Source organism: Enterococcus sp. DIV0175 (genome assembly GCF_050529075.1).
GTDB classification, from domain to species: domain Bacteria; phylum Bacillota; class Bacilli; order Lactobacillales; family Enterococcaceae; genus Enterococcus_B; species Enterococcus_B thailandicus.
Map to the genome: position 1 here is coordinate 1,118,709 of NZ_CP172880.1, position 12,373 is coordinate 1,131,081.

The 12,373-nt window shown below is 37.6% G+C and carries 11 protein-coding genes and 1 riboswitch; of the genes, 9 read left to right on the forward strand and 2 right to left on the reverse strand.

Annotated elements, in window-relative coordinates:
- Positions 1 to 9: 9 nt before the first annotated feature.
- A complete protein-coding gene (glmL, locus tag IGJ76_RS05355) occupies positions 10 to 1,389 on the reverse strand; it encodes a methylaspartate mutase accessory protein GlmL (RefSeq protein ID WP_430596802.1) in 1,380 nt (459 codons plus the stop codon).
- A 688-nt stretch (positions 1,390 to 2,077) separates the two neighbouring features.
- Here glmL and ftcD point away from each other — a divergent pair.
- The 9 genes from ftcD (at position 2,078) to IGJ76_RS05400 (ending at position 11,475) form a co-directional block, all read left to right on the forward strand.
- Entirely contained in the window at positions 2,078 to 2,977 is a 900-nt protein-coding gene (gene ftcD, locus IGJ76_RS05360; RefSeq protein WP_067484339.1) for a glutamate formimidoyltransferase, read from the forward strand.
- A gap of 11 nt (positions 2,978 to 2,988) precedes the next feature.
- Positions 2,989 to 3,615: a cyclodeaminase/cyclohydrolase family protein gene (locus tag IGJ76_RS05365; RefSeq protein ID WP_067484342.1), complete on the forward strand. Its 627-nt coding sequence runs from the start codon at positions 2,989 to 2,991 to the stop codon at positions 3,613 to 3,615.
- Positions 3,616 to 3,633: 18 nt separating this feature from the next.
- Positions 3,634 to 5,310 (forward strand): formate--tetrahydrofolate ligase, encoded by a 1,677-nt coding sequence (locus IGJ76_RS05370; RefSeq protein ID WP_413124497.1) that lies wholly within the window; start codon positions 3,634 to 3,636, stop codon positions 5,308 to 5,310.
- 1 nt (position 5,311) lies between these two features.
- Positions 5,312 to 5,872, forward strand: a complete 561-nt coding sequence (locus IGJ76_RS05375) for a HutD family protein (protein ID WP_270492498.1) — start codon at positions 5,312 to 5,314, stop codon at positions 5,870 to 5,872.
- A 37-nt stretch (positions 5,873 to 5,909) separates the two neighbouring features.
- Complete coding sequence (locus IGJ76_RS05380; protein WP_067484349.1) at positions 5,910 to 7,280, forward strand: APC family permease; 1,371 nt, start codon at positions 5,910 to 5,912, stop codon at positions 7,278 to 7,280.
- A 42-nt stretch (positions 7,281 to 7,322) separates the two neighbouring features.
- Positions 7,323 to 8,876, forward strand: coding sequence for a histidine ammonia-lyase (gene hutH / locus IGJ76_RS05385; protein ID WP_071868486.1), 1,554 nt, complete (start codon positions 7,323 to 7,325; stop codon positions 8,874 to 8,876).
- A gap of 239 nt (positions 8,877 to 9,115) precedes the next feature.
- Positions 9,116 to 9,994 carry a YitT family protein gene (locus IGJ76_RS05390; protein WP_067484353.1) on the forward strand — a complete coding sequence of 293 codons (879 nt, stop codon included), beginning with the start codon at positions 9,116 to 9,118 and terminating at the stop codon, positions 9,992 to 9,994.
- A gap of 51 nt (positions 9,995 to 10,045) precedes the next feature.
- Complete coding sequence (locus IGJ76_RS05395; RefSeq protein WP_075491028.1) at positions 10,046 to 10,807, forward strand: formate/nitrite transporter family protein; 762 nt, start codon at positions 10,046 to 10,048, stop codon at positions 10,805 to 10,807.
- A 9-nt stretch (positions 10,808 to 10,816) separates the two neighbouring features.
- Positions 10,817 to 10,915, forward strand: a riboswitch (THF riboswitch).
- Positions 10,916 to 10,944: 29 nt separating this feature from the next.
- Positions 10,945 to 11,475, forward strand: coding sequence for a folate family ECF transporter S component (locus IGJ76_RS05400; protein ID WP_067484358.1), 531 nt, complete (start codon positions 10,945 to 10,947; stop codon positions 11,473 to 11,475).
- A 684-nt stretch (positions 11,476 to 12,159) separates the two neighbouring features.
- Here IGJ76_RS05400 and IGJ76_RS05405 read toward each other — a convergent pair.
- On the reverse strand, positions 12,160 to 12,324 hold the full coding sequence (locus IGJ76_RS05405) for an SPJ_0845 family protein (RefSeq protein WP_086271020.1): 165 nt from the start codon (positions 12,322 to 12,324) through the stop codon (positions 12,160 to 12,162).
- Positions 12,325 to 12,373 lie beyond the last annotated feature (49 nt).

Consider the following 12,373-nt stretch of genomic DNA (forward strand, 5'->3'; position numbering starts at 1 on the left):
ATGTCATTTTTAGCATGGAACTATCATCTTTTTTAACAGGAGAAGTGCTTCTTTTGGATATTTTTGAGAAAGTAGTCCAAGTGCGGAAAATAAATAATGTGTATCAATAAAAAAATTAGGTGATCTTGGCTTTAAATGAACCGTATCAGAGATACAAGCGTGTTTTAAAATCTGCTTAGGTTGTGGATGATGGACTAGAACGCCACCAGTTCCGATGACATTTGGGAAATCTCGTAAGTCCTTTCCGTTTTGATAGAAAATAGTTCTGTTAGGTGTTTGACTGGCACGCAGAGTACCAACATGTCGATTCACTGAAAGAGCAACAGCATGGGATGCTAATAGTACATCCAGTTGTTGCTCTTGCTTTGTATCAGGAAGATAAGTTGGTTGGACGATTCTTTTTTGAATACTTCTGTATAGTGCTTGTTTATCTCCGCAAAATAATCGTTGGAAGTCTTCAAAGCCAACTGCTTCAATCAGACTTTCTGAAGAATAACGCATACCTAGATCGCCTTCAACAGTTCTTTTTGAGTAAGGTTCTTCTAAACCTTCAAAAAATGTTTGATCATCTGTAATTGCTGGATTTCCCACACTAAATACATCTGTAGTTGCTCCACCAACGTCGACTACTAAAGTGTGGCCAATTCCTTCTATAGTCGGAAGACCGTCAGCTAATAACTGGATAGCCAGTAAAACAGATGTAGGTGTTGGAATAATGGGTAACAGACTTTTTTTTGCAACTAAATCAATACCGTTTGTGTGAATGATTTTTTTTAAGAAAATCTCTCTTGCAATTTTTCTTACAGGCTCTGCCTGTAGTACATTTACTTTAGGCATAACATTTTTTGCGTAGTAAATGGTTAGATGCGTATTAGTTAAAAGCGAACGAATTTCAGAAATTGCTGCTTCATTTCCTGCAACTAAAATGGTTCCTGAAGATACATAGCGATGGAGCATTTTGGCATTATGACAGATGATTTGTTGATTTCCTCCATTTGTTCCTCCTGACAAAAGGATGATGTCCGCATTTAGCTGATTCATCTCTTCTACTTGCTCTTTTGTCAGTCTATAATGATAGGTTTTGACTACTCTTGTTCCAGCGCCAAGTGCTGCACGTTTTGCTGCCTCTGCTGTGAGACTTTCAGTTAAACCAATAGCAATCATCCGAAAACCACCCCACGCAGAGGAGCAAATAAAGACATCATCAAACATTGGCAAACCAAGTTGATGCAACAAACTAGTTTCACCTGTTTGATAACATGTCATAATCCCTTGCTCATGAGAGGTAGGTAGGCTAAGATGAGCAACTACCTGTATGGTTGTTACGTTTATTGCAGTAAACTTTGTATAAGTACTTCCGAAATCCACGAGTAAAATGAACTTATTCATCTTTTGAACCTCCTATTTAGAAAAATATTTAATGAGAAAAAATTAATTTGTGTTTTACTTTCCTCATTTTAGAATCAATTAAACGTCAAAAGTATCGGAAATGGTTCTAAAATCTATGTACTGATTAAATTTTATATCGATCTAAAAAAGAAGAAGATTTTCTGTTTGTTTCTTCCTATTTATTTAATTGAGATGATTTTCATTCGGTTTAACAGTTACTTTCTATCCTTACAAAAAAAGACTGTCTATGTTATCAAAATTATCTAGAGAATGAATAGTTTTTCAGTTGGGCGTCAGTTACTTTTTAATCACTAATAATACTCTGAGTGTAAAAAAAAGTAGTCAAAAAAATGTCAAATGATTTGCCTCAAAAAAATAAGTGAATCTTTTGAAACGGAATTAGCTTGGATGAAATGGTCGTTGAATGATGAGAAAAGACTGATATCACGCTATTTATACGTGTTGACCAACCCATATAAGCATGATAAGGTAAATCCGTAAATGAAAGCGTTAACAAAATATGAATCTTGTTAACGTAGCAATCTTGATTTTTTAGAACAAGAACTGTGATGAGAAACTGCGTGTTTTTATTTTGTGCGGGAGTGATGACCTGCGCAAACGGAAGTCTATACTTTGGTAATTAAAAGAAAGTTAAAAGACGAAAGTGAAAAAAGAAAGGATGTTTTAAATGGCAAAATTAATTGAGTGTATCCCAAATTTTAGTGAAGGTCGCGACGAAAAAGTAATTGAAGGCTTAGTGAATACTGCAAAAAGTGTCAACGGTGTTACTCTTTTGGACTATTCATCGGACGCAAGTCATAATCGCAGTGTGTTTACCCTAGTTGGTGATGAAGAAGGGATTCAAGAAGTTGCCTTTCAATTAGTTAAGTATGCGAGTCAAAACATTGACATGACCAAACATCATGGTGAGCATCCTCGTATGGGTGCAACGGATGTTGTTCCTTTTGTCCCAATTAAAGATGTGACAACTGAAGAATGTGTCGAGATTTCAAAAAAAGTAGCTAAAAGAATTAATGATGAGTTGAACATTCCAATCTTCTTGTATGAAGAATCGGCAAGTACACCTACTCGTACAAACTTAGCAAAAGTAAGAAAAGGACAATTCGAAGGAATGGCCGAGAAATTATTAGAAGAAGAGTGGGCACCTGACTTTGGTGAACGAAAACCACATCCAACTGCTGGAGTTACTGCTGTAGGGGCACGCATGCCACTAGTTGCATTTAATGTAAATCTTGATACCGATAACATTGCTATCGCAAATAAAATTGCAAAGATTGTTCGTGGATCTGGCGGGGGATTTAAATATTGTAAGGGAATTGGTGTGATGTTGGAAGACCGAAATATTGCGCAAGTTTCCATGAATATGGTGAATTATGAAGGTACGCCATTATATCGAGCATTTGAAACGATTCGCTTTGAAGCAAAAAGATATGGCGTCAATATTATTGGCAGTGAAGTTATTGGGTTGACTCCTGCAAAAGCACTCATTGATTGCGCAGAATACTATTTGCAAATTGAAGAATTTGATTATAAAAAACAAGTATTGGAAAATCATCTACTAAACTAGGAGGACTGAGCATGAAATTAATTGATCAAAAAGTAAAAGAATTTGTAACGGTCTTAGGGTCTGATGCACCAGCTCCTGGAGGTGGATCAGCATCAGCGCTTGCAGGTGCAATGGGTATTTCACTAACAAAAATGGTGACAGAATTAACCATTGGAAAAAAGAAATATGCAGAATTTGCAGAAGAAATGAGTGCAGCGCAACAAGAAGCGACTCGTTTACAATCTGCGTTCGTACGCGCCATTGATGAAGATACAGAGGCATTTAATAAAGTGTCGGCAGTATTTACGATGCCAAAAGACACAGAAGAAGAAAAAGAACTACGCAAACAAACGATGCAACGTGCTTTAGAAGGTGCAACACAAACGCCTTTCAAAATGATGGAAATTGCGGTGGAAGCATTAAAAGTCACCAGAGAATTGATTGGAAAATCCAATACAAACGCAGCAAGTGACTTAGGTGTAGCAGCATTAAATTTGAAATCTGCATTGCAAGGTGCTTGGTTAAACGTCTTAATCAATCTTTCAGGAGTAAAAGACGAAGCATTTGTTACTCGATACAAAGAAAAAGGAAATGCATTGTTAAGTGAAGGAATGAGTCTGGCAGATGAAATCTATACTGCCATCGAAAAAATTGTCTAGCTAGGAAGGAAGAGAAAAATGACAAACTTATCAGATATCGAAATTGCAAATCAAGTTGAGATGAATCCAATTACGGACATTGCTGAAAAACTTGGAATTCCTAAAGAAAGCCTCGCATTGTATGGCGATTACAAAGCAAAAATCAATGTTAGCAAGCTAGAAAATTTAGACAAAGCGAAACGAGGGAAACTAATTCTTGTAACAGCAATCACACCGACGCCAGCTGGTGAAGGAAAAACAACTACTTCCGTTGGGTTAGTTGATGCTCTAACAAAAATTGGAAAGAAGGCAGCCATTGCGTTACGCGAGCCCTCTTTAGGACCAGTATTTGGTGTGAAAGGTGGAGCAGCAGGGGGAGGCTATGCGCAAGTAGTGCCAATGGAAGACATCAACTTGCATTTTACTGGCGATTTCCATGCAATTGGTGCGGCTAATAATTTACTGGCAGCTTTGCTAGATAACCATATCCATCAAGGTAACACATTAGGGATTGATAGCCGAAGAATTACTTGGAAGCGTGTTGTAGATATGAATGATCGACAACTACGTCATATTGTGAATGGTCTACAGGGAAGAATTAATGGCGTTCCCCGTGAAGATGGCTACGATATTACAGTTGCCTCTGAAATTATGGCGGTTCTATGTTTAGCAAATAACATTACTGATTTAAAAGAAAAACTAAAAAAAATCATTGTTGCATATAGCTTTGAAGGAACTCCTATCACAGCAGGAGATTTAAAAGCAGAAGGGGCAATGACCGCTCTTTTAAAAGAAGCAATCCAACCAAACATTGTACAAACACTTGAACATTCACCTGCATTTATTCATGGGGGACCGTTTGCGAATATTGCCCATGGTTGTAATAGTGTTCTCGCTACAAAGCTTGCATTGCAATATGCCGATTATGCAGTAACAGAGGCTGGATTTGGAGCAGACTTAGGCGCAGAAAAATTTATTGATATCAAGTGTCGGTTAGCCGAATTAAAACCAGACGCAGTTGTCTTAGTTGCGACGATTCGTGCATTAAAAATGCATGGAGGAATGAAAAAAGCTGATTTAGGAACAGAAAGCGTAGAAGCCGTTCTTAAAGGCCTTCCTAATCTGGAAAAACATTTGAGTAATATTCAAGAAGTATATGGTATGCCTGTTGTAGTTGCAATCAATAAATTTCCTACCGATACGGATGCTGAGTTAGCTGCTGTCGAAAAAGCTTGCGAAGAACGAAACGTTGAAGTAACACTATCAGATGTCTGGGCGAAAGGTAGCGAAGGCGGCATTGATCTTGCAAATAAAGTAATAGAACTAGCAGAAAAAACCAATAGTTTTAGTCATGTTTATGATCTATCCGATTCAATAGAAGAAAAATTAACGAAAATCGTTCAACGAGTGTATGGTGGAAAAGGGATAGAACTTGCACCAAGCGCTCGAAAAGAACTTGCGGAATTAGAAAAACTTGGATTTACTGAGTATCCTATTTGTATGGCAAAAACGCAGTATTCTTTCTCAGATGATGCGACTCTGCTGGGAGCACCTAAAGATTTCACGGTAACTATTCGCAATCTAAAAGTGTCTGCTGGCGCAGGATTTATTGTGGCTTTAACAGGTGCGGTAATGACAATGCCAGGTCTACCGAAATCACCAGCAGCAGAACGAATTGACGTAGATGCTGAAGGAAATATCTCTGGACTATTCTAAGATGAATGTAGAACATTTTAGGAGTAGCCAATATCATCAATCAACTTGGAGTGGAGGAAAAACAACCGAGCTTTTCCTCTTTCCCCCGGAGGCAAATTATCAGCGGAGAGTATTTGATTATCGAATTTCTAGCGCCACGATTGAGGAACAGTATTCTATGTTTACTGTATTACCTGGGTACAACCGACTTTTGATGCCACTTGAAGGAAGTGTCATACTGACGAATAGTGAACAAACGGTACGACTAGAAACGTTTGATGTGGGCGAATTTGACGGAGAACTTTCTACAACAAGTGTGGGGAAATGTGTTGACTTTAATTTAATTTATAAAAAATCCATGCAGGGGGAGATGAAGCGTGTTCAAACACATAATTCTCTATATTCAGTAGAAAAAGATTGTTATCTGTATTGTGTCGAACAATGTACAGTAAAAATAAAGCACGCTACTTATTTCTTGAAACAATCTGATAGTCTCGCGCTGACTGGAATAACAGAACGAACTGCGATAGAACTGTTACCAAAGGACGATGTCGTTAAACTAATTTATGTCAGTTGCAATTAGATTTGAATGAAAGCGCTTTAAGAAGAGGAGGGAAACCATGCAAAATGAGGAACAGATTCCGGAAATTTCAGACATTAAAGATCCAGAAGAATTTTCGAAGGGAGAAGAAAATGAAAAGTTCAGCCTGAGCGGTGCGACATTATATGGAATTAACGCGGTCATTGGTTCAGGAATTTTCTTACTTCCAAGGACGATCTATCAAGATTTAGGACCAGCATCACTAGTAGCGATACTTGTTGTCGTATTACTTGTGTTGATGCTTGCCGTTTGTTTTGCGGAAGTAGCAGGGTATTTTAGTAAAAATGGTGGGGCGTTTCAATATACAAAAGCAGCCTTTGGTGATTTTGTTGGATTTAACGTCGGAATTTTGGGCTGGTTTGTAACAATCATTGCCTGGGCTGCGATGGCTGCAGGATTTTCGAAATTATTAATTCAAACATTTCCAACATTAGAGGGACAAAATACCCTGATAAGTGTGCTATTGATTATCTTTTTATCAATAATCAACAGTATGGGGATTAAAACATCAAAGATTTTTACAATCACGATTACTATTGCAAAATTAATTCCAATTATTGCCTTTACTTTGATGAGTATTTTCTTTATAAAAAATGGGATTAATGCTGGAAACTTTACACCTTTTCTACAACTAAATCCTGATATGACCTTGTCTCAGGCGATGGCATCTACTTCACTAACTGTGTTTTACGCATTTATTGGATTTGAAGCTTTGCCAGTAGTTGCAGGGGAAATGCGAAATGCGAAGAAAAATGTACCAAAGGCAATTATCGGATCAATTAGCATTGTATCTATTTTGTATTTTATGATTATTGCTGGAACGATCGCGATGTTAGGCACAGGGATTCTTCAAAGTAATGCTCCAGTGCAGGATGCATTTGTTGAAATGGTAGGTCCGGCAGGAAAATGGATTATTTCAATTGGGGCATTAATTTCTATTGCTGGATTAAACATGGGGGATTCATTGATGATTCCACGTTATGGTGCTTCCATTTCAGACGAAGGATTATTGCCGAAAGTTATTGCAAAGAAAAATGCTAAAGGAGCACCGATTGTCGCCATTATTGTATCCGGGTTAATTACGATTGGCTTTTTATTAAGTGGTTCATTTGAACAATTGGCTGAATTGAGTGTGGTTTTCCGTTTCTTCCAATATATTCCCACAGCTTTGGCGCTGATTTGGCTTAGACGGAAAAAGATGGATACTGTACCAGCCTTTAAGCTACCTCTAGGACCGATTATCCCTGTTATCTCCATTGCGGTGAGTATTTGGATGGTAGCAGCAGCTAATCCATTCAACCTAATTGCTGGGTTAGTCGGAGTGATTGTTGCCAGTCTTCTCTATTTTGTGATCAATAAAGGAAGTAGACCTGGAACAACACCAGAGTAGAAATGTTGAATATAAGCGAATGAAAATTGGAGGATATTAGACATGAAAGCGGATGAAGAAACAATTATTTTAGATGGTAAAAGTTTGACATTGGAAGATGTGGTTGCCGTTGCAAGAAGAAATGTCCAAGTGAGCATCGCAGAAAGCGCAGAAGAAGCGGTCAACCGCTCTCGGAAAATCATTGACGACATCGTAACCGAAAAAAGAGTGGTATATGGGGTAAATACAGGGTTCGGTTCATTATGTAATGTGAGCATTTCCCAAGAAGACACAGCACAGCTACAAGAAAATCTTATTCGGACACACGCTGCTGGTTTTGGGGATCCTTTTGCAGAAGATGTCGTTCGTGCAATCATGCTGATTCGCGTGAATTCACTTGTGAAAGGCTATTCTGGTATTCGATTAAGTACGGTAAAAGCACTGATGACCATGTTAAATAAAGGAGTTCATCCATTTATCCCAGAAAAAGGTTCACTAGGTGCTTCTGGAGATTTGGCGCCATTAGCACACATGGTGATGCCTTTACTCGGTCTTGGAAAAGCTTACTACAAAGGAGAATTATTGCCAGGTAAAGTGGCAATGGAGAAGGCTGGATTAGCCATTATTCAATTGAGTGCAAAAGAAGGTCTTGCATTCATTAATGGAACAACTGTTTTAACGGCTGTGGGTGCGCTAGCAACGTACGATTCAATCGAATTGTTGAAACTTTCAGATATTGCAGGAGCACTTTCTTTAGAAGTACATGGAGGAATATCTAGCCCGTTTGAAGAAGACCTACACACCATTCGTCCACAAAGCGGACAGTTAGCAACTGCTAGAAACATTCGTCGGTTGATTGAAGGAAGTGGTTATATCACAGAGGCAACCCCTGATCATGTGCAAGATCCGTATACTTTACGCTGTATGCCACAAATCCATGGTGCTAGTAAAGATTCTGTCGCGTACGTGAAAGAGAAAGTTGAAATTGAGATTAACTCAGTGACCGATAATCCAATCATTACACGTGATGGAAAAGTAATTTCTGGTGGGAATTTCCACGGAGAACCAATGGCGCAACCATTTGATTTTCTAGGAATTGCCGTAGCTGAAATAGGGAATGTGTCGGAACGTCGTGTGGAACGATTAGTAAACAAACAACTAAGTAAACTCCCTTCTTTCTTAGTTAAATATCCTGGATTAAATTCCGGATTTATGATTACGCAATACGCTTGTGCTTCCTTAGTTTCTGAAAATAAAATCTTAGCACATCCAGCAAGTGTAGACTCTATCCCATCTTGTGAAAATCAAGAAGACTTTGTTAGTATGGGAACAACTGCTGCACGAACTGCCGCAGAAATCTTACTGAATTCTAGACGTGTGGTAGCAACTGAAATAATGGCGGCCTGTCAGGCAATAGATATCCGCGGTTATCAAGACAAACTAGGAAAAGGAACACAGGCTGCTTATCAAGCATTCCGCCAATTCGTGGCATTTATTGAACATGATAAAGAAATTGAAATGTATGAGGAATTAAACAAGGCAACAGAAGTCATGATTCATGGCGATTTATTATCTGCTGTAGAAAAAGAAGTAGATTTAGCTATTCAATTTAGCTAGTTGATTAACCAGATTGATGAGTGGAACCAGTAGAAAGAAAAGGTTGCTTCAGTCTTCTCTACTGGTTTACACTTTTTGTTTTCCTACAGCAATGCATTCTTGAATGAGGAGGCTGACATATGAAGTACCAAAAGCAAAAGAAAACAGCAGATATTTGCTAGGTGAATCTGAAAAATGGCCATTTGTTGAAAATAAAGCACGTGAAGTCTTCAATGAGGAAATGAAGGAAGTGTAGCAGCATGTTTCAGGCAAAACAAGAAAAGTTTTGGCAAGATTTGGTAACAAAAGTAACTATCGCGTTAATCTATGCATTCTTATATTCGATAGCCCTTAACTTTTTTTGGCAACCGGGACATATTTATGCAGGCGGATTGACTGGGATTGCGCAAATTCTTTCTACTTTATTTGATCGAACTGGAGGATTTACGTTGTCTATTTCGGTTATCTATTATTTGTTGAATGTTCCGATGTTTATCTTAGCATGGGTTAAGATAAATAAAAAATTTGTCTTTTTTACAGTAATCTCTGTAACTTTTGCTTCTTTTGCTATTTCAATGGTTCCAACGGTTTCGCTAACGAATGACCCCATCATTTGTGCTATTTTTGGCGGAGTTATCAATGGATTTTCTTTAGGTTTAGCATTGAAATATGGAATTGCTACCGGAGGAATGGATGCACTTATTATTACACTTAGACAACATACTGGACGAAGTGTTGGTGCAATCTCAATGGGAATTAACGGGCTAATTATTTTGACTGCAGGTTATCTGTTTGGCTGGCCTTATGCATTTTATAGTTTGCTTGCTATTTTTGTCAGTGGAAAGGTAACTGATTTAGTCTATGTCAAGCATCAAAAAGTTCAAGTTATGGTGATTACGCAACAGCCAAACCACGTCATCCCAGAATTACAAAAGGTTTTGAAGCGGGGAATTACGGTCATTCCCCAAGGATATGGTGCTTATGATTATCGTGCCCAAACAATTTTGATTACAGTCATTACTTTTTATGAGATGGAGCTTTTAGCAAAAATCATGAAAGAAGTTGATCCAAAAGCGTTTGTTAGTGTCTCGCAAGACATTAAAATTCTAAGTCACTTTGAAGAATTAGATATATTATAAATGAATCATTAAAATGGAAAATCAGTTTTTGAAGGTTGAGGAGATAGGTCGATGTTAAATCCAAATGAAATTCTACAACACAGTATTCGGGTGGGGAGTCAAAAAATTGAAAAAACTCTTTTAGCAAAGCTAATCTTGGGGTTCATCGGGGGTGCAATGATTTCATTGGGATATCTGGCATATTTTCGTGTATCTGCATCAATTTCTATTGAGTTCCCAAGCCTTGCAAGTCTGGTGGGAGCAAGTGTGTTTCCAGTTGGACTGATTGTCATCTTATTAGCAGGTGGTGAATTAGTCACAGGAAATATGATGGCAGTTAGCTGTGCATTTTTTGCAAAAAAAGTGACACTAAAGGAATTAATAAGTAATTGGGGAGTCATTACACTTGCGAATATTGTGGGTGCCATTTTTGTCGCCTATTTTTTTGGTCACTTTGTCGGGTTAACTCACACCGGTGTTTTTCAAGAACAAGTAATCAATGTTGCCCAGCATAAAGTAGAGAGTTCATTTTTTCAAGCTTTTGTTTCAGGTATTGGCTGTAACTGGTTTGTGGGTCTTGCTTTATGGTTAGGTTATGGAGCAAAGGATACAGCTGGGAAAATTTTAGGGATCTGGTTTCCGGTGATGGTTTTTGTCGCCATTGGATTTCAACACAGTGTGGCAAATGCGTTTGTCATTCCAGCAGCCATTTTTGAAAGCAGTGGGACTTGGCTGGACTTTATTCAGAACTTTATTCCCGTTTATTTAGGAAATATTGTTGGTGGATCTGCATTTGTTTCCGGATTCTACTATCTAAGTTATACTCATCATTAAATAAAAAATAACAGAGTAGAGGACAAAGCGTTAAGTGTCATAAGAGATGGGATGTTGCTCTATGAACGAAGAATAAGTATTCGCGGTTTTGCCCTCGCATTCGCTGCATGAATTTTTGTGTAGCAGCTCTAGAGGAGATGCTCGTAATGAATAAATTAAATGTACACGCTCTGACAACCATTAGTTTACTAATTGCTCTGATGGTTCTATTGTCTCAAGTATTTGGCTTTGAAACACAGTTAATAAAAATAACCTTTGATTTTATCCCCGAAGTAGTTATGGCGTCTCTGTTTGGTCCTTTTTGGACGGGCGTAGGTGCGTCTGTTGCAGATATCATAGGAAATACTTTGTTAGGGAAAGCGCCATTCTTTATCGGCTTTACACTTAACGCATTTATTGGTGGCTGTGTCTATGGTTTCTTCTTTTATAAAAAAAGTGTCACACTTAAAAATGCCTTTTTTTGTGTGTTGGTGAACACCTTGATTATTAGCCTGTTTTTGACACCATTATGGCTGTCCATAATGTATGATATTCCTTTCACGGATGGAAAACTTTGGGCCGTTCGTTTAATCAAAGCAGTTGTGATGTTGCCAATTCAAACGAGTCTTATCTTCTTCTTTGGTAATGCCATTCCAATAAGAATAATTGGTAAGCGATTCGTTTCGTAAAAAATAGAATGAATGACACTTCGTAAGCGTAGATACCTTAGATGAATGCCTGTCTTTTAAGCCAAATTCTTTGGCTGATCTTACCTATCGTATAGGAAGCATGTATCAAAATTCTGGTAGCTACTCTTTTTGTTTTGATTCTTTTGGATTAGAGTGCAGGAGAAGACGTTTGAGAAAAATAAAATTTCTTTTATCGTCAGAAAGGGCATGAAAAAATAGGAACTTACTTCGAGGTCACTCATCGATATAGCTGATTTGGATAGGCGTTGTATCGAGGATGACTAAACTTTCCTATCAATTAGCTATATCGTTTTTATTCATTAGATGAATAGATGGGTGAGGAGATATAGTGATGGAGAATAAAGAAAAATTAATCAATTGGAAAAAAAGTGAAGAGAATCAAAAAAATTCAAGATTGGGATTTTTCTTATCTTGAACGATGAGCGACAATTTTTTTTAAAAATAGAAGAAACTTTCTTCAGAGAAAATGAGCACAAAAAAATAGGACCCGAATAAAAAGATGATTTCAATTTTCTAACAGAAAATTGAAATCATCTTTTTTGAATCAACGAATGCTGTTTTTATCATTTAATTGTTTCTCTATATGAACCGAATCAGTCAGAAATAAGTTTCTTTTGTTTCGACTTCCATTGACTAAAAAACGCGATAGCTTCTTTTTTGTTTTTACTTCTTTGGTTTAGCAGCTTTGTTCGCTTTTTTTGTGTCAGGAGTTTCTGGTTTTAAAAAACGGTTGATCTCTTCGTTAGAAGCTACTTTTTTCTCTGGATCCACTGCGAATGACTCGAAAAGTTTGTCGAGATTATCTGTACGTTCGAATTTTAGTCCCATTTTTATCACCTCATTGATAGTGTACCATGTAATTCTTAAAAATCTACTA